This window comes from Colwellia sp. BRX8-9, assembly GCF_014077245.1.
Classification (GTDB): Bacteria; Pseudomonadota; Gammaproteobacteria; order Enterobacterales; family Alteromonadaceae; genus Colwellia_A.
This window is the reverse complement of record NZ_JACGVN010000005.1, coordinates 119,069-143,559: the sequence shown is the minus strand read 5'-3', so window position 1 is coordinate 143,559 and position 24,491 is coordinate 119,069. Positions and strand designations below refer to the sequence as shown.

Below are 24,491 nucleotides of genomic sequence, written 5' to 3'. Positions count from 1 at the left end.
GCACATTTGAAGCATATTAATCCGGCTATTAGCACCATATCCTACTGTTCGTCTTAAACGTAAAAACCCCAGTAAGTGCAAACTTACTGGGGTTTTTATCAGCTTAAACTAAAAGAAACACTTACTTCATGTAAGGGTCACTTTCAAAAAAAGCAAAAACGGTATCAAAGGCAGGTTCTTGATATTGCTTCAAGCCGGTATCACGAAAATCAATATCTATTTGACTTCTTACCAGGGTTTTCTTAACAAAACTACCCGCAATAATTTCTACTTGTAGTTCTTTTATAAGTTGAATACACGCTTCTAATTTAAAGCCAATCGGTCCACCAGAAAATTTACCTTTTAAAGCACGACCACGGATAACAACTTTATCAACGTGATAGTCTTCCATCAATTTAGCAAAGGTAAATTGGAAGTGTTGTACTGCTTCGGAATCACCTGCATCTACTAAAGATATTTTTTGCACGCGTGTTTGCGGAATATCATACAAACCGTTTTCACGTGACATAATACAAATAATTGCATCATTACCTTTTAATTCAACACCACATATTCTCATAACTTACCCTCATTAAATTCGCGGTCGCATTATATACCGAAACAGTGAATACCGAAACAGTTAATGACATTAGTTGTATTACCCTATAGTGTTGCTTTTAATTTAATCCCCTTTTGCTTAGTAAAATCAAGATAATCTTCTAAGGCTTTGGGGTTACCTTTATTTTTCTGGCAAACACTTTTTTGATATTGATAACTAAACATATCAAACCATTGATCCAATAATTGTCCATTGACCGGTTCTTTTGCCATTGTTAACATTTTTGCCGCGACTTCTGCGGTAGCAAATTGATAGTTTTCTTCGGCAATGCGTATTTGATAGCGAGAGGTATTAGCCGCTTCGTCAAGTAAATGTGGGTCAAAAGCAGCAATGGGGAATTGGTTCAAGTAAGGACTTTTACGAAACATTTTTTTCGCTTCACGCCAGCAACCATCCAACATAACAAAGAGTGGTCTTTTACCTGAAGGTATGGTCATTTCATTACAAAAAACCTCACGTTCAGCCTGTGCATACTGTTGAGGAAAAACAACATAAGGTTGCCATTGCTCGTCGTTTAAAATGGCTAACATTTCTTTATTTTCTTTAGTTCTTGACCAAAGAAATGCAAAGGTATCTGGCACGACATCAGCAATTAACTTGCCTGTATTACTTGGTTTTAGTACTTCTGTGTCATACATCAATAATAAAAAACCGGCATTACTGGTAGATTTTGGCGAATATGAACAAATACAATGAGGTTTTGCTAGACGACATAAGTCACAACGTACAACACGTTGCCCACGAGACTTGTAAGTCGTCGTGCTCAGACTCATACGATAATGATGAAGTTTATGTACAGCGTGCATAAGTGTAATTAAGACCAATTCCAACATAAAAAAATAGCGGCAATTAAGGCCGCTACTTTAGTGATTTTTAGTTTGATGTGCAATGCTTAAAATTGCGGTTTACTGAATAAATTAACTTACTCAAACCCATTAGGGTTTTGTGACTGCCAGCGCCAAGTATCAGCAATCATAGTATTTAAATTACGTGTTGCTTGCCAGCCTAATAGGCTGTTTGCTAATGATGCATTAGCGTAAACAGTGCCAATATCACCCGCGCGGCGCGGTACAACTTTATAAGCGATGTTTTGACCACTAATTTGTTCAAAAGTATTCACTATTTCTAATACCGATGTACCATTTCCCGTACCGATATTAATGGCTTTACAGCCTTGTATTTTTGTTAAACTCTCTAACGCTTTAACATGACCAATCGCTAAATCTACCACATGAATGTAATCACGAACACCGGTGCCGTCTGGCGTGTCGTAATCATCTCCAAAGACTTGTAGTTGAGGTAAACGTCCTACAGCTACTTGGGCAACATAAGGTAATAAATTATTAGGAATACCATTAGGATTTTCACCAATAGTCCCTGATTCATGTGCGCCAATCGGGTTAAAATAACGCAGACATGCGATTGACCATTCGCTATCACTTTTCGCTAAATCAAACAGCACATGCTCAACCATTAATTTAGTTTGCCCATATGGGTTAGTCGCAGAAGTTGGCATAGTTTCATCTAATGGTGATGGGTTATTCTCACCGTAGACAGTTGCAGATGAGCTAAAAACTAAATTTTTAACGCCATGTTTAGCCATCACCTGAAATAAAGTAACAGAGCCTGAGACATTATTTTGATAATAACTCAGTGGAATTTCGTTTGATTCACCAACCGCTTTTAAGCCAGCAAAGTGCACAACTGCTTCGATATTATATTGCTCAAAAACAGCATCGAGCGCTGCTTCATCGCAAATATCAGCTTTAATAAAGGTTACTGTTTTCCCGGTAATCGCTTTAACGCGATCAAGGACTAAGGTAGATGAATTTGATAAGTTATCAACGATAACAATATCTTTATCTAATTTAAGTAACTCTACCACGGTATGACTACCGATATATCCAGTACCGCCGGTGATTAATAAACTCATTTTTAGTCCTTGTTTAAATAGATCCGAGATCTTAAAGCCGTCATATTGATACTGAAATTCATTCAGGATGACGATGGAAAAGTGATACTTTATTTAATCACTGTGTTATGAGTGATATTCTGACACTGTCGCGATAAACTTACTAAGGATTTTTTGGATAATTAAATTTCTACCGTGTCTGCTCGACTGTTACCTTAGCCTCAATGCTCAATGCTCAATATTATCAGGCTAAATTCTACGCAAAAATATTATAAGTGATTTAATACATCCCAAATAAACATAGTAGCCGTTATGTTTTACTATCCAACAATATAAAGTACAGACAATATTTTGCCGCTACTTTATTGGTTAGGCTGAATTAACATTATCCTTCTGCGAGCTCTCTTGCACAAAGGAACGCTTTTATTTCATCACGAGAACCCAAAATATGCTGTTTTAACAAAGCAACAGACTTTTCAATATTACCGGCTTTACATAAAGCGAGTAATTCATTGTGTTCAGATTCTGCTTTTGAAATACCCCCTGCCCATAATAAATGCATGCGAATATAACGGTCTGCATTTTTATTTAAGGTGTTTACTAAGTCTTGTGTTTGCGGACGATTTGCCCCTGAGTATAAACAGTTATGGTAATCAGAGTTCAATTCGCTCCAGGTATTAGCCGCATTTTCTTTACCAAGCGCTTTGTCTAATTTTCCAAGAAGTTCTGTCGCTTCATCAAGTTTTTCAACCGTAAGACGAGGGATTGATGACGCCAACAAATCAGCTTCCAACATAGCACGTAGTTCAAATAATTCATCAACTTGACTAGCATTTAGCTCGGTAGCTGTAGCGCCTTTATGCGGTTCAAAAGCAACTAAACCTTCAGCTTCTAATTGTAGTAACGCTTCACGTACCGGAATTCGACTAACATTTAACTCTTCGGCTAATGCCGCTTGCCGTAAAGGTTGTCCTGCTTGAATTTCGCCACTGAGGATCTTCTCTCTAAGGGTTTCAACAACTAACTGAGTTCGGGTTTTATAAACAATGGTCATAAAGTACTTCTCTTGCAAGTGTGCTGACATTATAAGGGTTTATTAGCTAAAAAAAAGCGACTAACAAATATTAGCCGCTTATTGTTGTTATCAATGAAAGTTATAACTTCAAACCTACCGACTTAATAATCTAGTTAGTGACTCATAGGGCTGATTTTAATAACCAATGATTGGGGGAGGAGTTGATTTGCATTCCCAACAGTGATTACGACCATTTAATTAGCGCTAAACGCATGGCTTACCTTGTTTTTTTATGAATACACTTCAACTTCTGTTGGTACCTTATTGTCAATTAAATGATGATTTCATAGACAACCGCTAAATCATTTTTACGCGACATTAAAGTATTTCACTTGCAACAAGATTGGCCTTTAAGTTGTCCTCTAATTAGGGATAAATTCTATTAATTATTATTATCTGCTCTTTAAAGTAGCACTTGCTGAAATCACCTATTTTAAAAGCCGTTTACTTGTCTTTGAAAAGAGCTCAGCTAGCACTATTAAATGTCAATTTCCCCATAACCCTTTTAATGACAAATAAAATAAAGACTAGCCAGCTAGTTAAAAATTCTTTAAGTAACACAACTATTACAGGGCATTAATCGACGTATAAAGTTATTAACATCAACACCCTTTTATGACGAAGAAAACTATGGAGATTACAATACAACACTGGGACTTGGCATTTTTATGCGTTAAAATAACGCAATATTATATTAAACAATAACATCACCAATAAGATAGCGATAACTACAACTTGGTCGTATTATACAACGAACTACAATCATTTTTTAATTGATTTTAAGCTCCATAGAGTAATTTTTTTCATATATAACTTGGCAAACACAAAGGCTTACCATGCAAAACCACCAAATAATAAAAAAAAGAATATTCACTTTACTGTTATTGGTTACTGCAATGGCATTATTTATGCCAAAATCTGCAGCAACCACGATCATTTTAGACTTCACGACTATCGACTCTACTGATATGTATGGCGCTAAGACTAATGCTTTTGATGAATCTATCTATGGCTTTAGTAACATGGGCTTAAATGACGTTATTAACAATATATCGTCGGCGATCAGCAATGACTTCTTTGGCTATAGCTATGCTGGTTTATCGGCTGGCAAAGAGCTAAATATTAATTTCGAAGTTGGCGTAATAGGTTCAGGCCCAAGCAATGGCGATAGTCAATTCTCGTATTTTCAATTCGGTAACGTAACCAGTGGAGAGTCATATTTAGGTCATGCCTGCCCAGGATGTGCTTTAACATCGTATGGGCAAGGGAAGGTTATTGGTTCAATTTTTACCAATAATATAGCAACATACTTAGCCAGCTATGCCGCTAATAATACACAACTGATTAACCTGATAGCCGGTACAGCATCACATGAAATTGGCCATTCTCTTTCCTTATCACATCCAACGAACAAAGAACTTAACCCCGGTGAGTCGGATTATGGTTTGATGGCAACAGGTGCTTCACCAACGTCTATGCCAAACAACCAACGAGTACTAGACCGTGCCTTCTCTAATAGAAATTTCGATACTTTAATAACGAGAGTAGGTCTTCGAGATGTTCAAATCGCCGCTATTCCAGAACCAAGCACTATTTTGTTATTGTTAACTGCCTTGCTTATGCTTGTTGTAAAAAGAAAAAAATATTAGTGGTGACTTTTATTTTATTAAAAAATAGTTCTATAGTACAAAAAAAAATAGTCTTTTGTACTAAGCTACGTACGTGTTTACTTTTTTTATTTATGCTACTAAATTCGTTTGTCGCTCATGGCGATCAAATATTTTTAAGCTCGCAAGCGCTTGTTAAAGCTTCTGATGTTGCTGTAACAGGAAAGCTAATACATAAACAAAATATAACACTTACAAACAAACAAGTTATTCGTGTGGGTGCTATTTATATCGAACAGGTATTTAAAGGGCTATCACCGAGTCAACAGAGTCTTTTAATAGAACTCCCACCTTTCACAGCTAATGGAATGTTAAAGAGTACTGATGTTGTTTTAGAAATAGGTAATGAGGGTCTCTGGTTATTAAAAAAGCACACTAATGGTCTTTATCGAGTAGAACAGCCAGACGCCTTATTACCAAAAGAAAAAGCAACCATACTATTTAAGTGACCCCCATTAGTACCCCCTACTTAGATTGGCACTAGCGTGAACTAATACTGAGCGGTACTAACACTAAGGGGGAACTTGTTATTAATAGGTCTCCTTGACCGCATAGTATTAATTTTAAAAGGTTCATGAAAAAGCTAAACTCATTAATGCAGTGAAACAGATGACATCGAACATTGTGCAGTTTCTTTACTTTGATAAATAGCTTGTTGGCTATCAATAATGTTAGCGTCTTTCGGTGCGAGTCTTAAGGCTTGTTCAATCGTTTGTTTTGCCAATTGGTTACAGCCTATCGCATTTAATGCATAAGCATAATTATTGAGGTAAGCAGACTCTTGTGTTGCTAATTTATAGCCTTGTTGATACCAAAAATTTGCTTGTTTTACATCGTGGCTTAAAAAGTAATTACCCAATAAAAAATAAGGTAGCCAATAATCTGGCCATTGCTTGGTTGCTTGGGTAAGCGCTGTTATGCCCGCTGAGCTTTTCCCTACTGAAATTAAATCTTGGGCTGCGCGCGTATAAATGAATGGCTTCAAATACTGACTGGCTTTAGTCGGGGGGAGCGCAGCTAAAAGCCAATATTTACCTCTAGCCCATGTTCTTTCAAAAACACTAAACTCAGCAACTCTATTAGCAAGGTCACCCGAATGCAGGGTAATAAGTTGTTTTTTTAAGTCATAACCGGTAACCACAGCATAATGCCACATCGGATACCAAGGCGTTGAGACATTTTGCAAAACAACAACAGGTATATCTTCGCTAACTAACGACAATAACTGAGCCAAATTACCTTCTTGTGCGTAAGCAACAAAACCAGCTTGACGAGCAGCAGCAACCATCTCAATTTGAAAGCTACCTTTTAACTTTGGAACAAATAACTCAGCCGCTAAGCTTTGTTGATCTTTTTCCACCCCATAATAATTAAAAACTTCAGACAGCGTTGCAGGACCACAAAAAAAATCTTGCTGGGGGAAGAAAGGTACGTTGTTAATTTGATGTTTAGCCGTAATGTCAGGCGGTGAAGCCAAGAGTGCCTTGCTTTGCGGTGGCGTTGCACAGCCATTAGCTAAAAACAAAAAGCTGAACAATAGGCCAGCTTTACAAAAGGTATAATTTAACACCTATAATTTAATTTATGGGTCTAATGAATGAATAAACATCAGTTATACCCATTACATCCAAAACAGCTAAAACCACTAGCACAGTGACTATAGTACCAACGACTCCGCTAGCAGCAGGCATATCGTTTAGGGTTGAATTAAAAGTATTGAGTTCTTGTTGTGTCATATTAGCCACTCGAGTTCGAGCATCGGCAACATTAACCCCCAAAGAAACTAACTTTTCTTGAACTTCTGCACCATCAAGTAAGCTTAAAACTTGTTGGGTGTTATACAAACTTTGCTGCTGTTGAATAACATTGCTTGAAGGGACAACTGCGCCAAAAGCATTTGAGATGCTAAACAACACAGTAAATATTGCACAGGATACTATTGATATTTTTTTCATGTTATTGCTCGCTTAATGATTAATAGTGATACTTGTAAAATAAAATAAGGCTAACGACTAAGCGTTAATTACTTTAGCCAGTCACAAACCGTTATATATCAAAGTATGACTCTAGCACAGATAATTGAAAACCCTAACAATGTTAGGCGACATCTTGATTTTATATAAGGTTAATCCGTTGTGCTTAGCTTAAATTTAAATAAAACAATTAGTTTGATTCAGCACAAAGTAATACTTTTCACATTTTATATAATACCCTAAACCCACTAAAACACTATTCTTATGAATCAACAGCTTATCGTTTTTTTAAAAGCATTACTCGGTAGTTGCAAAGACTTACTGCCAATAATTTTAGTGATCGCTTTTTTTCAATTTGCTGTTCTCCAACAACCCATGCCAAATATTGGTGATATTTTAGTAGGTTTAGCATTAGTTGTGCTCGGCCTGACTTTTTTTATTTATGGCCTAGAAATGGGACTATTTCCCATTGGCGAATCTATGGCACAAGCCTTTGCAAAAAAAGGCAGCATTAGTTGGTTACTTACCTTCGCTTTTTGCCTGGGCTTTGGCACCACCGTTGCCGAGCCTTCATTAATTGCTGTAGCCAAAGAAGCAGCAAGTGTGGCCGCCTCTGGTGGCATTATAAAAGATACTTTAGCCGCACAAATTTCCTATGCAAATGGACTGCGTTTTACTGTTGCATTTGCCGTAGGGCTTGCCATTGTGATTGGTGTATTACGTATTATACGTGGCTGGCCAATTCAATACCTCATCTTGGGAGGCTATGTACTTGTAGTGATGATGACAATGATTGCTCCAAGTTGGATAATCGGTATTGCTTACGATTCAGGTGGCGTGACTACATCAACCATTACCGTTCCCTTAGTCACTGCACTGGGCGTTGGTTTAGCTTCTGCAATCAAAGGTAGAAACCCGATGACCGATGGTTTTGGCTTAATCGCTTTAGCTTCATTAACCCCGATGGTTTTTGTGATGATTTACGGCATGGTGATCAATTAATGGCTTTACTTTTTGAGTTTTTAATTACCTTAAAAAACACCATTATTGACGTACTGCCAATACTGTCAATTATTTTAGGTTTCCAACTATTAGTGATCCGCAAACCCATTCCACATATTAAACAAGTCGGCTTTGGTTTTATTTATGTATTAATTGGTTTAGCTTTATTTTTACTGGGTCTAGAAAAAGCCTTATTTCCATTGGGTAAAATGATGGCAACACAATTAACAGCGCCAGAATTTATCCATACTGGCGAACAGGTATTAACTCGTATTCATTGGTCAGATTACTTCTGGGTATATATTTTTGCAGCTGCAATAGGTTTTAGCACTACAATTGCTGAGCCGTCATTGATTGCTGTAGCAATAAAGGCAGAAGAAGTTTCTGGTGGAGCCATAAAGGCCAATAGTTTACGAATATCTGTGGCGATTGGTGTTGCTATCGGTATCGCCCTTGGTAGTTATCGAATCGTGGTTGGTCATCCTATTCATTACTATATTATCTCTGGTTATATCGTTGTCGTCATTCAAACTTTTTTTTGTCCTAAGCTAATTGTGCCTCTGGCTTACGACTCTGGCGGTGTAACCACATCAACAGTCACAGTCCCTTTAGTTGCCGCTTTAGGCTTAGGTTTAGCCAGTACCATTCCGGGACGTAGTCCACTGATTGATGGTTTTGGCTTAATCGCTTTTGCCAGTTTATTTCCTATTATTGCTGTAATGGCTTATGCACAATTAACCCAAGCAAAAGCCCAACAAATCGAACGAAAAAGTGAAAACAGAAAACGAATTAATATTAATAAACGCAGCTTAAGAAAAAAACAAGAGCCCTCAAAAAGCTCAAGACAAGATAAATTAAACAGGTGATCACATGCAATTCAAACTAATTGTCGCATTTGTTGACGACGGTGTAACAGACGAAGTTATGAAAGGCGCCAGAATGGCTGGAGCCACTGGCGCAACGATAATAAATAATGCTAGAGGTGAAGGTATTAAACGCCAAAGAACCTTTTTTGGTATGCAACTTGAGACACAAAGAGACGTATTACTTTTTGTCGTTGAAGAACATTTATCAAGAAAAATTCTAGAACGGATCAGTAAAATCGCAGGGTTTGACCAAGATCCGGGTAAAGGTATTGCGATTCAACTAAATGTCGAAGATGCTGTTGGCGTAGCTCATCAAGTAGAACGCTTAAAAGGCAAAGTTGAGGAAGAACTATGATCCATAAATTAGTACAAGTTAAAGATGCAATGACCACTGATAACTATCAATTTGCTGATGGCATGATGACTGTTGCTGAAGGTATTAAATTAGCAAAAAAGCATAATGTTAATGCCTTAATTATCAATAAGCGTAATCCTCAAGATGAATACGGTTTAGTGATGCTTGCTGATATTGCGAAAGAGGTCTTAGCAAAAGACCGTTCGCCCGACCGGGTAAACTTATATGAAATAATGGCAAAACCTATCTTAAGTGTTAACCCAAATATGGATGTAAGATATTGCGCTCGGTTATTTGAACGCTTTAGCATTCACTTAGCCCCCGTTGTTGCAGACAATGAAATTGTTGGCATGGTTGATTACATTAATATGGTTTTTAGCCAGATAGAATAGCACCCCTGTTATAAAGTCTAAGGTGATGCTTTAGGCTTTATTATGAGTAAAACATCTTGGCGTTTTAAAAGAAAAATAAGCGGTGATAAAAAATACGCCCATAACGATTAATGTGCCGGTGTCTCCCTGATAAGGTGTAATAACATTTAAATAAAATAAAGCATTCTCTAATAAGCCAACACCCACACCGATAATAAATAAAATATAGCCACTAGACTGCCCTTTTGCTCCGATAAGTTTGGCCAACAAATAGCCTAACACAGGTATAAAAGACCAAATAAAGAAGACCACTATTGAAAATATAATGGCTGACAAAGCAAGACTTTGCTGTGATAGAACATTAATAATTGAGTAAAGTTTAACCAAACAATAGCCAATATATAAATACAAAAATAACATCTACAACTTCCTAAAATAACGATAACCCAATTATAATAACAAGCAGTATAAAAATTAACTTATGCTAGAACAAACAAAGACCACTTAACTATAATTAACTAGCAAATAATGCTTTAGCTATTGTTCAATAAATCGTTACCGTGAGCTGAGTTATCGATTAGTTAGTTTGATTAATTAAATTAATAAGTCAGTTATCACAGCTGACAATTGATTATATAAAACATTTCTCATTGACGTTTTTCGCCATAACACACCAATTTCTCGATAATAATCTTGATCTAATGGTGCAATGGTTAACCCCTCATTTTCCCCAATATTTTTCTTTACCGCCATTTCAGGCAAAAAAGTAAAACCTTGATGAAAAGCGGTCATCTGTACCAATGTTGACAAGCTTGACGCAGAAAAAGAATGAATACGCGATTTATCAGCAAGTTTACATGCCGACAAGGCATGCTCAGTAAGGCAATGTTCTGATGATAATAAGAAAATACTCTGTTCTGGTAAATGTTTATAACTGTCTGTTTTTTGAAAGGTCTCTACTAGCCTTTTATTACCTGCCATAAAAAACCTGTCTTTACCTACTAATCGACAATGAAAGTTGTTTACTGCTATTGGCAACGCTAGAATCAACACATCTATTTCACCATTATTAAGCATCTTCATTAAGTTTTCAGTAGTATCTTCACGTAAAAACAAGGCTAAATCAGGAAGTTTACTTTGGCAGGCGCGTACAAAATCGGTTAATAGGAATGGCGCAATCGTTGGAATACAACCAATACGTACGGTGCCGGTATACTCACTACCTTGTTGTTTTGCAAAGTTGACTAATTCGTTGGCCGAGACTAATAACTGTCGGGATTTTTCAACAACTTCAATGCCCTGAGTAGTAAATAAAAAAGATTTGTTGTCACGTTCAATTAATTGACAATTTAGCTGTTCTTCTAATTTTAGAATAGCGCTGCTTAAGGTTGACTGACTAACAAAGCATGCACTAGCTGCTCGATGAAAATTTTGTTCTTGGTAAAGCGCAATTAAATAGCGTAAATGTTTAAGATTCGGTAAAAACATAAGGCAAAGTCCAAAGGGTAATGACGATTAATTTATCACATCACAATTAAATAAAACGATTATGATTTAACAAACACCGAATAAGGACCCTAGGACAAAAGTATAAATTTATTGTTAACTTGTCATTTTAATCAATAAATCGAGTATAAAGTTGATGAATATTAATTCAATCCATCGATTTCTTTAATTTTTTCTAAAGATACGGTAAAGTTAGAGGATTAATTTACACCATCATATAGGAAGCAACATGTCACAAGCATCAGCACGTCATTTATTAGTAGATACAGAAGAGCAATGTTTAACGCTTAAAGCACAAATCGAAGATGGAGCAGATTTTGCGGTTGTAGCGCAGGAGCACTCAAACTGTCCTTCAAAAATGCAAGGTGGAGATTTAGGATCATTTGGCCGTGGTCAAATGGTACCAGAATTTGATGAAGTGGTTTTCACTGCTGATTTAAACACAGTTCAAGGACCAGTAAAAACGCAATTTGGTTATCATTTATTAGAAGTAACGGCTCGCTCTTAATAGTCAGTTTGCTCAAAAATCGATAAAGGAAAGGTTATCAATGGCAAAAATTATAATATTGATGCTTCTTTTATCGATTTCAAATCACTGCCAAGCTAATTCTATTGCAATTGACGCGGTAAAAGCAGATAAAAAAATAATTCATTACCTTGCTGATAAATCTATCACTAACTTTCAAATAACTTACCAGCAACTCGAGCTTGGTGATATTTGTGGATTTGTTGGTTGCCAGTGGCGAAAACTCGTTTCTGTCGTCGTAACGTCTAGAAGTGCTAATGCACCATCAACAACCATTGTCGCGCTTGTTGAAGGCATAGTACCTAATAACCAAGAACAACCTAAGGTTACCTTTGTAACGTTAAACAATAGCCTACCCAACACGCTAACCTTTATTAATTAACGAACGCGTTAATACCTTATTAATTTGTTAGATACTTTTATTATTTTCTCGAATCTTTATTTATTTTTCCTTATATAAATCATTGCCTATTTCACAAATATCACTTCGCATAAATTTTTTTAAACAATAATTTATTGATATAGTTGTTAATCAAATATTAATAATAGATCAATTTGTTGCTAAAGATGTTAAATCAATGTTACGGTTGATTTGTCAGCAAAGACTGGCTAAAAAATCCTCAAGGCCATTGGAGGACAAATTAATCAAAGGAATGAGGGAGGAAAATAAAAATATCACTTGGCTTTTAATGCAAGTATAAATTAAGTAAAATTAGGAACACTTAATGCAAAATAATAAGATTTCTCAACTTTCATTCCTTATTGGCGCAGCACTTACCGCTGCAACAATGAACGCAACAGCTGTTGAAATGAGCGCCAGTTCACTGCAACAAGAAACAAACACCGGAACACCGGTTATGGCACCAACAAGCCCAAGTCCAGTGCTTGGAAATTACCCACTGGTAATCAAAAACCCTGCAGAACAAGCCTTTCAAAACATCATTTCAAATCAAAGCTCATACGGCTCAGTTGGTAATGAAAAATTTAAAGTTCGACGCCAATGGACTGATGAATTAGGTAAAAGCCATACTCACTTTGATCAAACGATTAACGGTATTAAAGTTTATGGTACAAGTATGATTATGCATACTAATTCGCCAATAAATACTTTTAACGCAAGTAACAGTGCAAGTAGCGTTTATAAAGTTACGGGTAAATTAGCCACTAATTCATTACCTTCGTTTTCAGTAATGAACAACGCTAGTGCATTAAGCAATGACTCTGCACAAGCACTGGTTGCTGCTGAAAGTGTTGGAGACGTGTTAAATATTCCTGAGCTTGCTTACGTGTACCTACCACTTTCAGAAGAAACTAAACTCGCTTATAGACTAGAAGTATCATGGGATAATGGCGGTGAAGACTTTGGTCGTGATTTTATATACTTTGATGTGAATACTTCTGAAATCTTAGCGAGAGAGCCACAAGTACATTCTGCTAAAAATTGGCGGACATACACGCTTAATGGCGGTTCGGCAAACTCGGCTCCAGGTACTTTGTTATGTACTAACACACAAAGTTGTGGCAGTAACGCCGCAGCACAACGTGCACATGATGGCGCGTCAAAAGTATATGACTATTATCAAAGTAAATTTGGTCGCGACAGCCTTGATAACAATGGAATGACACTCGTATCTAGTGTTGATTTAGGTGTAGTCAACGCTTATTGGACGGGCTCACAAATGATGTATGGTCAAGCATCTAGTGGCATGAACGACTTTACCAGTGACTTTGATATCATAGGTCATGAATTAACACACGGTGTCACAGATAAAACGGCAAACCTAATTTATGCCAATGCATCAGGCGCCTTAAACGAAGCTTGGTCAGATATTCTTGGTATCTCAGCCGAAGCTTACCGTAATGGCACAACAAGTTCTTCATGGTTATTGGGAGATGGTTTATATAACACTCAAGGTCAGGCCTTACGTTACATGGATAATCCAACTCAAGATAATTACTCAAAAGATTGGTACCCAGAGCGCATTCCTTTTGTAAGTAACCCAAGTAATAGTAATGACCAAGGTGGTGTTCACGGTAACTCAGGTATTGCTAATTTAGCTTATGTTTTGTTGGTAGACGGTGGTACTCATCCGCGCAACAAATCAACGGCACAAGTACCCAGTATAGGTATGGCAAAGGCCGAAAAGATTTTCTATCGTGCACTTGTTACCTACATGAATCAAAATACTAATTTTGCGGGTGCAAGAGCGGCAACAGCTCAAGCCGCACAAGATTTATATGGTGCTACCGAAAAAACAGCAGTAGAAACGGCTTGGTGTGCTGTAGGTGTTGGTGCTTGTCCGACAACAGGAACACCTCCAACGGGTAATGTATTAACCAATGGTGTTGCTGCCACGAACCTAAGTGCGTCAACAAATGCAGACGTTGTTTACACGATGGAAGTTCCATCGGGCGCAACAGATATCAGCTTTTTAACAACGGGTGGTTCTGGTGATGCTGATATGTATGTTAAGTTTGGTTCAGCACCTACCGATTCAAGCTATGACTGTCGTCCTTATAAAGGCGGAAATGTAGAGTCTTGTGCAGGTACATCAACGGGTGGAACATATTATGTTCGAGTCAAAGCCTATTCAGCATTTTCGGGAGTTAGCTTAACAGGTAGTTTTACAGAAGCTGCTACAGGAAATCCTGCGCTTAATGGTTCAGAGTCGAATGTTGCTGTATCAAAAGGACAGTGGAAGCGCTTTACTCAAGTTTTACCTGCAGGTTATGCCGATCTGACTATTAGCCTTTCAGGAGGGTCAGGTGATGCTGACTTATATATTCGCCGAGGAGCACAATCAACAGCTTCTGCCTATGATTGTCGACCTTATAAAAATGGTAACAATGAAAGCTGTAGCTTTACAAACCCTGCTGCAGGTACATGGTATATAGATATATTTGGCTATAGTACAGCTTCAGGTATGACGTTAACATTGCAAGCAAATCCATAAACTTACTTATAGTCATTACTTTATAAATAATAAATAAGTTAAGACTAGCCGGTGCTTTTGGCTAGTCTTTTTTTATCCACTTATTTAGTTTTTTAAAACGAAGTGCTAAAAGAAGAAAAGTAATAAAAAGATAAATACTCGGTTCTATGATTTCAGACTTTACCGACCAATAAAAATGAATCCCAACAAGAACAACAGCTAAGTAAACCCAATTATGGAGCTTTTGCCAATTTTTACCCATTTTTTTTCTTAATAACGAAATTGATGTTATCGCAAGCGTTAACAAAATCAATAACCCCGCCATACCAATAGTAATATAAGGTCGTTCAAGTATTTCACTCACAAATAGTGACCAATCAAACTGCACTTCAAACACTAGGAAATTGGTTAAATGTAGGAAAGCATAAGTAAAGCTATATAAGCCTACTAAACGGCGAACTTTTAATAATATTGATATTTTAAAACGCTTACTTAAAGGCGTTATCATTAAACTTAACAACAATAAATTAAACGCACCAATACCGGTAAAATGAATAATGGCCTCAACTGGATCAGCGCCTAGTTGATCAGTAAAAGCCAGATAATAAGCATTGGCTAGCGGTAAAAAAGCCGCGAGGTGGACAAAAACTTTAAACAAAATAACTTTATACTTCATAGAGATGATACGACTCAAGTTATTACTACAGATTAGTGGGGCAATAAAGCCCCTACTCACGATTTTACCCTGTCGCTATTTTTAAAAGTTTTTCCGTAAATCAAGGTTTCTATATAGATCGGCAACTTCCTCACCGTAGCCATTAAAAGGCAAAGTATCGATACGGTTACGCGCAAACAATCCGCCAGAAGTTAATCTTCGTTCACTGGCTTGACTCCACCTTGGATGGTCAACGTCAGGATTAACATTGGCATAAAAGCCGTATTCGTTAGGGGCTAAAATATTCCATGTTGACGCAGGAGGATGTTCAACAAATTTTATTGCAACAATCGATTTAATACTTTTAAAACCATATTTCCATGGCACCACTAAACGGATTGGCGCACCATTTTGTGCTGGTAATGTTTTGCCATAGAGACCGACACTCATTAAGGTAAGTGGGTTCATCGCCTCATCAATACGTAACCCTTCCACATAAGGGTAATCAATACCGCCGCCCATCCGTCTACTTGCTTGTCCTGGCATTTGTTCTGGGTCGTGTAAGGTTTCAAAAGCAATATACTTAGCCCGAGAGTTCGGCTGTGCCTTTTTTAATAGTTTTGATAATTCAAAGCCAACCCATGGGATAACCATTGACCAAGCTTCTACACATCGCAGCCGATAAATACGCTCTTCAAGGGCAAAACTTTTCGTTAAATCATCTAAATCTAAAGTATAAGGCTTATCACACTCACCACTTATCGTGAGCTGCCAAGGTTTAATATTGAAGTTTTGCGCATTATTAACGGGATCGTTTTTACCTATACCAAATTCATAAAAATTATTATGGCTGGTTACCTTAGCTTCAGGTGTCAGCACTTCAGTATTATTAGTAGCGTCAGCCGTGAACTTTAAAGGATAACGTTGAAAGGTGTTTTCTGGTTCTGATGAAAAAAAATCTAAACCTTGGGCGTTTACAGTACTAGATATAGTTGAAGATAATAAAGTACCGGCACCGAAGAAACCCATTTGCTTAATAAGCTGCCTACGCTTTAAGTAAACACTTTCGTTGGTAACTTGATGTTCTTTTAGTGCAGATTTTCCAAGAGATTTAATTAACATAAAGCGACTTCTCAGGTTATTAATTAACTAACGATAAACCAATAGACCCGAGAAATAGAGAAATACTTCATTATTTATAAAATAATATTACTGTTCTATCAATTAACGGGCAAATTGATGTAAATAATCAACCACAGCAGAAGATTCATATAACCAAGTAACCTTTTGGTTTTCATCAGTGATTTTCAAACAAGGTACCGTACGTTTTCCACCTTCTTTGATTAACTCTTCACGATAATTCTCATTTTGATTAATATTACGTAATTCGATATTTAAACCATCGCGTTTTATAGAACGACGAACTTTCACACAAAAAGGACAAGCGGGTAATTGATATAAGCTCAAGTGTTGTGTGCTTGTATCTATTTCAGCTTGCAATTGAGTTGTTCTTTTTGGGCCGCTCGGTGAAAAAACAAAATTTAACAATAAGATAATACGACCAATAATCCAGCGAACAATAAACATAAATCAACTTCTCTTTATTTAAAAAAAAACACTAGACTGTCTAAAAACAGCCACCCTAATTTTGCGCGAGTTTAACATAACTACTTGGTTAACACTGCTTTCATTTCGCGCAAATGGCTATCTACCACATCATATCGTCAGGAATTTGATAATCGGCATAAGGATCGTCAGCTTCAACTAAATCACTTTCCACTTTATCATTTTGTACTAAAATAACACTAGCATCTAAAGTCGCTACTTTTGCTGCGGTTTCAGCTGTCACTAAATAACTCTGTTCGGTTAACCCACAAACCGCTAATCGTCCATTAACTAAAGCTCTATGGGTAACCGCGTTAACAAATAACTTTTTAATTTTACTGTTAAAGGTGTAATTATATTCTGTTTCACCACTAACATTTTTTATTTGATGGTGTTCGAGTATTTGTTGGATGCGTAGCATTTTTTCTTTGTTGGCGAGTTGTTGCTTTTTTTCTTCATTGAGCGCGGTGTCTTTCGCCAATTTTTCTTTTTGAGCTTTAGCTAAGTCTTGCTTTACTTGTTCTTGTAAACTTTCGTCTTTTGCTACGCCACTGCGTTTTTGTTTATTTGATTTACGCTGGCTTGTATTTGCTTGTCGCGCTTTTTGCTTAGTCGTTAAGCCTGCTTTTAATAGCTGATCTTGTAAAGATGCCATACAAACTCCTTAATTAGGTTTATCAATAGTAATTGTTGCTATTCTATCGGGAAAAATAGCAATAAAAAAGTAGCTCGGCTTTTCTTTGTACATAAACCGATAATAATCTTCTATCATTAAATGTTAACTTTATAAATAATAAGGTAATCTAGCACGTCTAAATATCCTAAATACACCACATTATGAATAGATTTAAACATATATTAATTGGTTTCTTGCTGATCTTATTTTTAGTTGTTACAAGTTTAGGTACTTGGATTTACAGCCAAATTGATAGCGCGTTACCGGTACTTGAAGGAAAGCGAACATTACTTGGCTTGAGTGATACGGCCATTGTTGAGCGCGATAGTCAGGGTATTGTCACCATAAAAGCGAAGAAACGTAACGATGTTGCAGTCGCCACAGGGTTTATACATGCCCAAGAACGTTTTTTTCAGATGGACTTACTGCGCCGTAATTCAGCAGGTGAACTCGCCAGCTTATTTGGCGAAAAAGCCTTGCCACATGATAAAGAGATCCGCCGTCATCGTTTTCGTGAGCGTGCTAGAGCCATAGTTGCACAACTTCCTGAAAAAGATTTAGCCTTATTAAAAGCCTATACCCGTGGTGTGAATCAGGGCATAAATAATTTAAGTTCACCTCCTTTTGAATATTTATTACTTCAACAAGCTCCCGTTTCTTGGCAAGAAGAAGACACCATATTAACCGTATTAAGTATGTACATGGACTTGCAATATGCGGCAGGTGACCGTGAAAGAACCTTAGGAAATATAAAAAACACCTTAGGTGAAGATGTCTTTAAATTTTTGAATCCTAAAGGCAGTATCTGGGATGCAGCCATTGATGGTAGTCAATATCCATCAAGTAAAATGCCAACACGTGCATGGCCTTCAGCCTCATCTGAACAAGATGCTTTAGCTGCTAATACGGTGCAAAATTTAGTAACAGATGTACCTGAGCAAAGGTATCAAGGTGAGGAGTTCCCAGGTTCAAACAACTGGGCGGTATCGGGGGAAATAAGTAAAACAGGAAGTGCTATTGTTGCTAACGATATGCATTTAGGAATACGCGTACCAAACACTTGGTTTCGGGCAACCTTTGAATATCAAAGCGATAACAATAAAGCCATCAAAGTAACAGGACTGACCCTCCCGGGAACACCTAATATCATTGCTGGCAGTAACGGTAATATTGCATGGGGGTTTACTAATAGTTACGGCGATTGGAGCGATATAATTATTTTAGATACCAATGCAGATAAGAGCCAATACTTAACACCTGCAGGCTATCAAGACTTTACTGAGCATAAACATGTTATTGCGGTAAAAGGTCAAGACGCGCAGGAAATCATAGTCAAAGAAACAATTTGGGGGCCAGTTATAGGAACGAACAACAGCCAACAATTATTAGCTTATCGCTGGGTTGCTCATGATGTACAAGCCGTAAATCTGCACCAAACTCAACTCGAATTAGCCACTAGCGTTGATGAGGCATTTAACATTGCTAACCATGCAGGTATTCCGGCACAAAATCTAGTTGTCGGAGATAAAGCGGGAAATATTGGCTGGACAATCATGGGGCCTATTCCAAAAAAGTCTTCCTCGTTTGGCGAAACGCCTACACATTGGGGTGACGGTATCAATCATTGGCAGGGATATTTAAAAGCGGATCTGTATCCTAAAATTAAAAATCCGCAAAATAATCGTTTATGGACCGCAAATGCTCGTGTGGTTGGCGGGGAAATGTTAGAAAAATTAGGCAACGGCGGTTATGCACTTGGTGCAAGGGCACAACAAATCAGAGAGGGATTGCTTGCAAAAGAGATATTTTCAGAACAAAACTTACTTGATATTGCGCTGGATGACCGCGCCATTTTTTTAAAACGCTGGCAGAAATTTTTAATTGATAAAGTACTAACACCAGACGCAATTATCAATCATCCGCGTTGGCAAGCAGTGAAAGAAACCCTTAATACTGATAATTTATGTGCATGCACAGACTCGGTTGCTTATCGCCTTGTTAATAATTTTCGCTTGAATGTGCGTAATGATGTTTTTAGCCTACTCAACGAAAACTTAACTCACTTAGATAATGGCTACTCTTTTCACACCATTCGCCACCAAGTAGAAACACCGCTTTGGCAAATGATTAATGAACAACCAAGCAACTTTTTATGGTTGCCCGAAGATAACTGGCAAAAAGTTTTTGAGCGAGCACTCTCTACCACCTTAACGGATATGACCCAAGACCAACCATTGGCTAAAGCGACTTGGGGGCAACAAAACACCAGTAAAATACAACACCCACTTAGTAACGCTATACCCTTTATTGGTCGTTGGTTAGATATGCTGCCAATACCTCTTGCTGGCGATAGCTATATGCCTCGTGTCCAAGGAAAGTCTTTTGGTGCCTCTCAGCGTATGGTGGTTTCACCGGGTCATGAGGCCTCAGGAATATTACATATGCCAACCAGCCAGTCTGGCCACCCGTGGAGCCCTTATTATGGTTTAGGTCATGATGATTGGGTACAAGGAAAGCCCTCACCTTTCTTACCGGGTGAGACAAAATATACACTGACATTACTGAGCTATTAAGCTAAATTTTCAACATTAAAATTAATATCTACAATATAAAAAGAGGAAAAGTATGACGATTCTTATCTGGTGTTTATTTGCAGCCACTCTATTGCCTTATTTAGCTAAAGCCCCTGTCGCAATAGCTATGAGTAAACTCGATGGTTATGACAATAACCACCCGCGTGCGCAACAAGCAAAACTAACTGGCTTTGGAGCCCGTGCACTCGCCGCTCACCAAAATGCTTTTGAATCACTGATTATTTTTGTCCCTGCGGTTTTACTCGCAATAACCACAAATACAATAACCGACAGTGTAACCTTCTTAGCAATTACCCACGTTGTCGCTCGAGTGGCTTACAACTTATTATATTTATTCAATATTGGACTACTGCGCTCAATTGTCTGGGGAGTAGCAACCGTGTCTTCTTTTGCCATTATTTGGCAATGTTTTCCGCAAAGCTAAAAATCTATTTCTATTATAGATTTTTTTAATACAAGCCTTTAGCAATAAAGGCTTGAACAATTTCTTCGCCCTCGCTAAAGTAATGCTATATATCCTAGCTAATAGCTTGTTTTAGTCGCCTTCATGACTTTCCTTTACTAAAACATCAGGATTCTTTCTTTTTAACCATTTTCGAAAATAATATATAGGGTGGAAGTACTGTGAGTGAAGATTTAGATCTGAATAAAATTCGTGAAAAAATAACCAAACTTGACCAGCAATTATTAGAGTTATTTGCTCAACGCCGTTCTCTCACTCTCAGTGTTGCAAAAAGTAAAGCGCATCAGATACGCCCCGTTCGCGATCAACAACGCGAGCAAGAATTATTAATACGTTTAATTAACCAAGGTAAAGTGCTTGGTTTAGACGCTCACTATGTTACCAGCGTTTATCAAACAATTATTGAAGATTCAGTATTAAATCAACAAGCCTACTTACAAACATTGGCCAACCCCAATATCCAAGTGCCTACGGTTAGCGTCGCTTTTCTAGGTAATAAGGGCTCTTATAGCTATTTAGCCAGTCATAGATATTTTTCACGCCGTGCAGCAAAAATCAATGAATACGGTTGCCAAAGTTTCAAAGAAATTATGCAACAAGTCGAATCTGGCCATGTAGATTACGGTATGCTGCCCATTGAAAATACCAGTTCAGGTAGTATTAACGAAGTTTATGACGCCCTGCAACACACTAACTTGTCAATTGTTGGTGAGATAACTCAGCCTATTGAGCACTGCTTATTAACCGCAGTAAATACCCAACTCAGCAAAATAAAAACGATTTACGCGCACGGACAACCCTTTACTCAGTGCAGTAATTTTCTCGACAAACAAAAAAACATTCGCATCGAATATTGTGACAGTACCGCTGATGCAATGGCCCAAGCGTATGAGTTGCAAGACCCTACAGTCGCCGTTATTGGCAGTGAAGAAGGTGGTCATCTCTACAAGCTTCATGCTTTAGAAAAGTCGATTGCTAACCAAGCAGAAAATCACAGTCGCTTTATTTTAGTCGCTCGTAAACCTATTGATGTCGCTGAACAAATCCCGGCTAAAACGGCATTGATTTTGGCAACAGGACAAAAAGCAGGTGCCTTAGTTGATTGTCTTATTATTTTAAAAGCAAAAGGTATCAACATGTGTAAACTTGAATCTAGACCTATTCAAGGGAGACCATGGGAAGAAATGTTTTATATTGATGTTGAAGCCAATTTGAAGAGTGCTGTACTGCAAGAGGCAATTAATGAAATAACCTCAATTACCAATTTCATTAAAATATTAGGCTGTTATCCTATTGAACATATTAGCCCAACCAGTGTACCAAGTAGCGCGATAAACGCTTAGCCGTTGTCGCTTAACTTTTAAGTTAATGGCTTTGATAAAGTCTCTACGCCAGCAATATTGACCTTACTCGACCTCGTGAAAAACACAGGTCGGTAAGGTTTTAGTTTTAAGCGTTATTCAACAACGCTTTAAGAGCTGCACGATAACATCGAACAACCCGCCTTATTTCTCGCCCATTCAGGACGTTTCTCACTGTAATGATGAAACTCAACTTGTTCATCATAAGGTTTTTCCAGAACCTTTTGTAATTCATGTAATTTACTAAAATCACCTTGCTCTGCAAGCTCAATGGCTTGTTGTGCTAAATAATTACGCAATACATATTTAGGGTTCACCTTATTCATCGCCGCTTTTCTTTGTGCTGCTGTTTTTTCGTCGTGCTGAATTCGATTAGCGTAGCTTTCTAGCCAAGAAGAAAAACGTGCTTGATGCTGTGGCGTTAACTGCTCGTCTAGATAGAAACAATCGGCAAAATGATTGACGTTATTTGCTTTAACTTTTTTGTCGTAACTAAAATCAGCCAGTAAACGATAAAAAATAGTCATGTCTGTTTCTATATCACCCAACAAGGTTTCAAGTGCTAAAAACAATGCTGTGTCCGCTTTATGGTTTATATCTTCAGCCGTAATACCCAGTTTATTCGACATCATTTCATGCCACTGTTGTTGATACGTTTTACTGTAATTATTTAATATCACCTCTAGTGGCTTAGATTCTTCTATCAATGGATAGATAGCGTTCGCTAATTGAAATAAATTCCATTGTGAAATTTCACCCTGTTTGCCGAAGCTGTAACGCTTACCTTGGGCATCTGTGGTATTTGGTGTCCAAGACAAATCAAAATTATCAATCCAACCATAAGGACCATAATCAATCGTTTCACCGATTAATGACATATTGTCGGTATTCATTACGCCATGAACAAAACCAACCCGCATCCAATGCACCATCAATCGACAAGTGCGTTGGGCAATTTCATCAAACCAAGCTAAGTAACCTTGTACCGAGTCATTTTCGTGGTCATTTAATAAATGCGGAAAATCTCGTTTTATCGAATAATCAACGAGCTGCTTTAACAAAGCCTTATCTTTACGGTAAGCCGGTAGCTCAATACTTCCAAAACGCATAAATGACGATGACACTCGACAGACAACAGCGCCTAATTCAGCTTTCGCATTACCGTTATAAAACATATCCCGAACGACACTGTCACCGGTTAACGATAAACTCAGTGCTCGGGTGGTAGGAATACCTAAATGAAACATCGCTTCTGAACATAAGAACTCTCGTACCGATGAACGTAATACCGCTAAGCCGTCAGCCGTTCGTGAAAACGGTGTTGGTCCTGCACCTTTTAGCTGGAGAACTTTATGGCCATCTAAGGGGGTGTTTACTTCAGCTAAGTTAATGGCGCGGCCATCACCTAATTGTCCAGCCCAATGGCCAAACTGGTGTCCGCCATAACACATCGCATAAGGGGCAAATTCTTCAGGCACGACATTCCCCGTGAACAACTGTAAAAATTCATCACTTTTAAGCTGCTCTTCGCTTAACCCTAATATTGAGGCAACATCACGACTAGTCGTAACCAACTGTGGATTTGACGTTCTTTTAGGCGATACCCAAGAAAAAGCAGCGGCATGAACTTGGTGCGGAAAAATAGACTCTTCTAAATCTTCAGGTAACTGTGAAGAAAAGCTATTATCAATATTGAAATCTAAGTAAGACAAAATAAGCGACTAATTGAAAAATAGAATTGAAAGGGAATTATTGACTGTCAGTTTCTATATTGCAATATTCATTTCAAACAAAAAGCTGATTTAGGTTATTCACTTATAAATATCATTAAAAAGTAATATCTACTCAGGTAAAAGCTAGCACTCACTATTGCAAAGCTATCGTCAGTGAAGCTTTAAAAGTGCTATGGCAAGATTGACAACCCAGTATTAATTTTTGATATTCAGCGACAATAACAACCATATTTTTTTCTTTGGCCGCTTGCTTAATTTTGATAGCGCCACCATGAACAACTTTGTCAAAACCTTTAAATGTAGCGACTTTTGATCCTAAGGCTCTCATCAATTTTTTCCGTTGCGACATTGCCGGTTTTGGGTGATTAATAATCCCCTGTGCTGCACTTTCAACAAGGCTAAAGTCTTCTAAAATAATTCCTTGTGTGATCATCTTGGTGTCAGATAACAATGCCTGCATAACCTGTTTAAACGTTACAATACTATTTTTATCGATATCTTGTTGGTAATGCTGTGCGTTCGCTGAAACACCAACGAAAAAAGCTATCACGACACTGGTAATAATCATTGTTTTTTGTATTTTATACATGGCGACTCTTATTTTATCGAAAGGTAAATGA

The 24,491-nt window shown here is 37.6% G+C and carries 26 protein-coding genes; 12 read left to right on the top strand and 14 right to left on the bottom strand.

What is annotated here, in order from left to right:
• Positions 1–121: 121 nt before the first annotated feature.
• The 4 genes from H4J70_RS05995 to H4J70_RS05980 form a co-directional block, all read right to left on the bottom strand.
• The gene (locus tag H4J70_RS05995; protein WP_070375975.1) at positions 122–559 is read right to left on the bottom strand and encodes a DUF3010 family protein; all 438 of its coding nucleotides are present in this window, start codon (positions 557–559) and stop codon (positions 122–124) included.
• Positions 560–642: 83 nt separating this feature from the next.
• On the bottom strand, positions 643–1,371 hold the full coding sequence (locus H4J70_RS05990) for a tRNA-uridine aminocarboxypropyltransferase (protein WP_259368005.1): 729 nt from the start codon (positions 1,369–1,371) through the stop codon (positions 643–645).
• Positions 1,372–1,520: 149 nt separating this feature from the next.
• Positions 1,521–2,531, bottom strand: coding sequence for a UDP-glucose 4-epimerase GalE (galE, locus tag H4J70_RS05985; protein WP_182216924.1), 1,011 nt, complete (start codon positions 2,529–2,531; stop codon positions 1,521–1,523).
• A gap of 364 nt (positions 2,532–2,895) precedes the next feature.
• Positions 2,896–3,564 carry a GntR family transcriptional regulator gene (locus H4J70_RS05980; RefSeq protein ID WP_070375969.1) on the bottom strand — a complete coding sequence of 223 codons (669 nt, stop codon included), beginning with the start codon at positions 3,562–3,564 and terminating at the stop codon, positions 2,896–2,898.
• A gap of 857 nt (positions 3,565–4,421) precedes the next feature.
• Between H4J70_RS05980 and H4J70_RS05975 the strand changes: the two genes are divergently transcribed.
• Positions 4,422–5,234, top strand: a complete 813-nt coding sequence (locus tag H4J70_RS05975; RefSeq protein WP_182242534.1) for a PEP-CTERM sorting domain-containing protein — start codon at positions 4,422–4,424, stop codon at positions 5,232–5,234.
• A gap of 2 nt (positions 5,235–5,236) precedes the next feature.
• The gene (locus tag H4J70_RS05970; RefSeq protein ID WP_182250773.1) at positions 5,237–5,701 is read left to right on the top strand and encodes a hypothetical protein; all 465 of its coding nucleotides are present in this window, start codon (positions 5,237–5,239) and stop codon (positions 5,699–5,701) included.
• 143 nt (positions 5,702–5,844) lie between these two features.
• Here H4J70_RS05970 and H4J70_RS05965 read toward each other — a convergent pair whose 3' ends face one another.
• A complete protein-coding gene (locus tag H4J70_RS05965; RefSeq protein WP_220465996.1) occupies positions 5,845–6,789 on the bottom strand; it encodes a PA2778 family cysteine peptidase in 945 nt (314 codons plus the stop codon).
• Between the two features lie 40 nt (positions 6,790–6,829).
• Positions 6,830–7,207, bottom strand: a complete 378-nt coding sequence (locus tag H4J70_RS05960) for a PA2779 family protein (protein WP_182230246.1) — start codon at positions 7,205–7,207, stop codon at positions 6,830–6,832.
• A 282-nt stretch (positions 7,208–7,489) separates the two neighbouring features.
• Between H4J70_RS05960 and H4J70_RS05955 the strand changes: the two genes are divergently transcribed.
• Genes H4J70_RS05955 through H4J70_RS05940 form a run of 4 tightly spaced genes read left to right on the top strand, consistent with a single transcriptional unit; the run spans position 7,490 to position 9,840 of the window.
• Positions 7,490–8,227, top strand: a complete 738-nt coding sequence (locus H4J70_RS05955) for a DUF1538 domain-containing protein (RefSeq protein ID WP_182216512.1) — start codon at positions 7,490–7,492, stop codon at positions 8,225–8,227.
• Positions 8,227–9,093 carry a DUF1538 domain-containing protein gene (locus H4J70_RS05950; RefSeq protein WP_182216510.1) on the top strand — a complete coding sequence of 289 codons (867 nt, stop codon included), beginning with the start codon at positions 8,227–8,229 and terminating at the stop codon, positions 9,091–9,093. Before H4J70_RS05955 ends, H4J70_RS05950 begins: the two co-directional genes overlap by 1 nt.
• A gap of 4 nt (positions 9,094–9,097) precedes the next feature.
• Positions 9,098–9,448 (top strand): P-II family nitrogen regulator, encoded by a 351-nt coding sequence (locus tag H4J70_RS05945; RefSeq protein WP_070375962.1) that lies wholly within the window; start codon positions 9,098–9,100, stop codon positions 9,446–9,448.
• Positions 9,445–9,840, top strand: coding sequence for a CBS domain-containing protein (locus tag H4J70_RS05940; RefSeq protein ID WP_182221833.1), 396 nt, complete (start codon positions 9,445–9,447; stop codon positions 9,838–9,840). The genes H4J70_RS05945 and H4J70_RS05940 overlap by 4 nt, the downstream gene beginning before the upstream one ends.
• Before the next feature lie 30 nt (positions 9,841–9,870).
• On the opposite strand, the gene H4J70_RS05935 is transcribed toward H4J70_RS05940, so the two are convergent.
• Together H4J70_RS05935 and H4J70_RS05930 are read right to left on the bottom strand one after the other, a co-directional pair.
• Positions 9,871–10,239, bottom strand: coding sequence for a hypothetical protein (locus H4J70_RS05935; RefSeq protein WP_182250772.1), 369 nt, complete (start codon positions 10,237–10,239; stop codon positions 9,871–9,873).
• A 174-nt stretch (positions 10,240–10,413) separates the two neighbouring features.
• Positions 10,414–11,307 (bottom strand): hydrogen peroxide-inducible genes activator, encoded by an 894-nt coding sequence (locus H4J70_RS05930; protein WP_182230248.1) that lies wholly within the window; start codon positions 11,305–11,307, stop codon positions 10,414–10,416.
• A gap of 247 nt (positions 11,308–11,554) precedes the next feature.
• Here H4J70_RS05930 and H4J70_RS05925 point away from each other — a divergent pair, with 247 nt between their 5' ends.
• The 3 genes from H4J70_RS05925 (at position 11,555) to H4J70_RS05915 (ending at position 14,805) form a co-directional block, all read left to right on the top strand.
• Positions 11,555–11,833 carry a peptidylprolyl isomerase gene (locus H4J70_RS05925; RefSeq protein ID WP_070375959.1) on the top strand — a complete coding sequence of 93 codons (279 nt, stop codon included), beginning with the start codon at positions 11,555–11,557 and terminating at the stop codon, positions 11,831–11,833.
• A 40-nt stretch (positions 11,834–11,873) separates the two neighbouring features.
• Positions 11,874–12,233, top strand: a complete 360-nt coding sequence (locus H4J70_RS05920) for a hypothetical protein (RefSeq protein ID WP_182230249.1) — start codon at positions 11,874–11,876, stop codon at positions 12,231–12,233.
• Between the two features lie 343 nt (positions 12,234–12,576).
• A complete protein-coding gene (locus H4J70_RS05915; RefSeq protein ID WP_182230250.1) occupies positions 12,577–14,805 on the top strand; it encodes a M4 family metallopeptidase in 2,229 nt (742 codons plus the stop codon).
• A 61-nt stretch (positions 14,806–14,866) separates the two neighbouring features.
• Here H4J70_RS05915 and msrQ read toward each other — a convergent pair whose 3' ends face one another.
• The 4 genes from msrQ to H4J70_RS05895 form a co-directional block, all read right to left on the bottom strand.
• Positions 14,867–15,460: a protein-methionine-sulfoxide reductase heme-binding subunit MsrQ gene (gene msrQ, locus H4J70_RS05910; protein WP_182221838.1), complete on the bottom strand. Its 594-nt coding sequence runs from the start codon at positions 15,458–15,460 to the stop codon at positions 14,867–14,869.
• Positions 15,461–15,541: 81 nt separating this feature from the next.
• Positions 15,542–16,561, bottom strand: a complete 1,020-nt coding sequence (gene msrP, locus H4J70_RS05905; protein ID WP_182230251.1) for a protein-methionine-sulfoxide reductase catalytic subunit MsrP — start codon at positions 16,559–16,561, stop codon at positions 15,542–15,544.
• Positions 16,562–16,663: 102 nt separating this feature from the next.
• The gene (locus H4J70_RS05900; protein ID WP_182216499.1) at positions 16,664–17,026 is read right to left on the bottom strand and encodes a glutaredoxin; all 363 of its coding nucleotides are present in this window, start codon (positions 17,024–17,026) and stop codon (positions 16,664–16,666) included.
• Positions 17,027–17,147: 121 nt separating this feature from the next.
• Positions 17,148–17,699, bottom strand: coding sequence for a DUF2058 domain-containing protein (locus H4J70_RS05895; protein ID WP_182216498.1), 552 nt, complete (start codon positions 17,697–17,699; stop codon positions 17,148–17,150).
• A gap of 182 nt (positions 17,700–17,881) precedes the next feature.
• On the opposite strand from H4J70_RS05895, the gene H4J70_RS05890 reads away from it, so the two are divergent.
• The 3 genes from H4J70_RS05890 to H4J70_RS05880 all read left to right on the top strand — a co-directional run bounded on the left by H4J70_RS05890 (position 17,882) and on the right by H4J70_RS05880 (position 22,120).
• Complete coding sequence (locus H4J70_RS05890) at positions 17,882–20,293, top strand: penicillin acylase family protein (protein WP_182230252.1); 2,412 nt, start codon at positions 17,882–17,884, stop codon at positions 20,291–20,293.
• Between the two features lie 52 nt (positions 20,294–20,345).
• Positions 20,346–20,738, top strand: coding sequence for an MAPEG family protein (locus H4J70_RS05885; RefSeq protein ID WP_070375942.1), 393 nt, complete (start codon positions 20,346–20,348; stop codon positions 20,736–20,738).
• A 200-nt stretch (positions 20,739–20,938) separates the two neighbouring features.
• Complete coding sequence (locus H4J70_RS05880; protein ID WP_146796287.1) at positions 20,939–22,120, top strand: chorismate mutase; 1,182 nt, start codon at positions 20,939–20,941, stop codon at positions 22,118–22,120.
• A 128-nt stretch (positions 22,121–22,248) separates the two neighbouring features.
• Here H4J70_RS05880 and H4J70_RS05875 read toward each other — a convergent pair whose 3' ends face one another.
• Both H4J70_RS05875 and H4J70_RS05870 read right to left on the bottom strand, forming a co-directional pair.
• The gene (locus H4J70_RS05875; protein ID WP_182230253.1) at positions 22,249–23,850 is read right to left on the bottom strand and encodes a YdiU family protein; all 1,602 of its coding nucleotides are present in this window, start codon (positions 23,848–23,850) and stop codon (positions 22,249–22,251) included.
• A gap of 154 nt (positions 23,851–24,004) precedes the next feature.
• Positions 24,005–24,460, bottom strand: coding sequence for a hypothetical protein (locus H4J70_RS05870; protein WP_182230254.1), 456 nt, complete (start codon positions 24,458–24,460; stop codon positions 24,005–24,007).
• Positions 24,461–24,491: the final 31 nt, after the last annotated feature.

What these genes read in the sequence shown, in the direction of transcription:
- H4J70_RS05940 (WP_182221833.1), top strand. Translation starts at nt 9,445, where the DNA reads ATGATCCATAAATTAGTACAAGTTAAAGATGCAATGACCACTGATAAC.
- H4J70_RS05955 (WP_182216512.1), top strand. Translation starts at nt 7,490, where the DNA reads ATGAATCAACAGCTTATCGTTTTTTTAAAAGCATTACTCGGTAGTTGC.
- H4J70_RS05925 (WP_070375959.1), top strand. Translation starts at nt 11,555, where the DNA reads ATGTCACAAGCATCAGCACGTCATTTATTAGTAGATACAGAAGAGCAA.
- H4J70_RS05990 (WP_259368005.1), bottom strand. Translation starts at nt 1,371, where the DNA reads ATGAGTCTGAGCACGACGACTTACAAGTCTCGTGGGCAACGTGTTGTA.
- galE (WP_182216924.1), bottom strand. Translation starts at nt 2,531, where the DNA reads ATGAGTTTATTAATCACCGGCGGTACTGGATATATCGGTAGTCATACC.
- H4J70_RS05960 (WP_182230246.1), bottom strand. Translation starts at nt 7,207, where the DNA reads ATGAAAAAAATATCAATAGTATCCTGTGCAATATTTACTGTGTTGTTT.
- msrP (WP_182230251.1), bottom strand. Translation starts at nt 16,561, where the DNA reads ATGTTAATTAAATCTCTTGGAAAATCTGCACTAAAAGAACATCAAGTT.
- H4J70_RS05890 (WP_182230252.1), top strand. Translation starts at nt 17,882, where the DNA reads ATGAATAGATTTAAACATATATTAATTGGTTTCTTGCTGATCTTATTT.
- H4J70_RS05950 (WP_182216510.1), top strand. Translation starts at nt 8,227, where the DNA reads ATGGCTTTACTTTTTGAGTTTTTAATTACCTTAAAAAACACCATTATT.
- H4J70_RS05895 (WP_182216498.1), bottom strand. Translation starts at nt 17,699, where the DNA reads ATGGCATCTTTACAAGATCAGCTATTAAAAGCAGGCTTAACGACTAAG.
- msrQ (WP_182221838.1), bottom strand. Translation starts at nt 15,460, where the DNA reads ATGAAGTATAAAGTTATTTTGTTTAAAGTTTTTGTCCACCTCGCGGCT.
- H4J70_RS05980 (WP_070375969.1), bottom strand. Translation starts at nt 3,564, where the DNA reads ATGACCATTGTTTATAAAACCCGAACTCAGTTAGTTGTTGAAACCCTT.
- H4J70_RS05870 (WP_182230254.1), bottom strand. Translation starts at nt 24,460, where the DNA reads ATGTATAAAATACAAAAAACAATGATTATTACCAGTGTCGTGATAGCT.
- H4J70_RS05995 (WP_070375975.1), bottom strand. Translation starts at nt 559, where the DNA reads ATGAGAATATGTGGTGTTGAATTAAAAGGTAATGATGCAATTATTTGT.
- H4J70_RS05915 (WP_182230250.1), top strand. Translation starts at nt 12,577, where the DNA reads ATGCAAAATAATAAGATTTCTCAACTTTCATTCCTTATTGGCGCAGCA.
- H4J70_RS05975 (WP_182242534.1), top strand. Translation starts at nt 4,422, where the DNA reads ATGCAAAACCACCAAATAATAAAAAAAAGAATATTCACTTTACTGTTA.
- H4J70_RS05930 (WP_182230248.1), bottom strand. Translation starts at nt 11,307, where the DNA reads ATGTTTTTACCGAATCTTAAACATTTACGCTATTTAATTGCGCTTTAC.
- H4J70_RS05885 (WP_070375942.1), top strand. Translation starts at nt 20,346, where the DNA reads ATGACGATTCTTATCTGGTGTTTATTTGCAGCCACTCTATTGCCTTAT.
- H4J70_RS05935 (WP_182250772.1), bottom strand. Translation starts at nt 10,239, where the DNA reads ATGTTATTTTTGTATTTATATATTGGCTATTGTTTGGTTAAACTTTAC.
- H4J70_RS05920 (WP_182230249.1), top strand. Translation starts at nt 11,874, where the DNA reads ATGGCAAAAATTATAATATTGATGCTTCTTTTATCGATTTCAAATCAC.
- H4J70_RS05945 (WP_070375962.1), top strand. Translation starts at nt 9,098, where the DNA reads ATGCAATTCAAACTAATTGTCGCATTTGTTGACGACGGTGTAACAGAC.
- H4J70_RS05900 (WP_182216499.1), bottom strand. Translation starts at nt 17,026, where the DNA reads ATGTTTATTGTTCGCTGGATTATTGGTCGTATTATCTTATTGTTAAAT.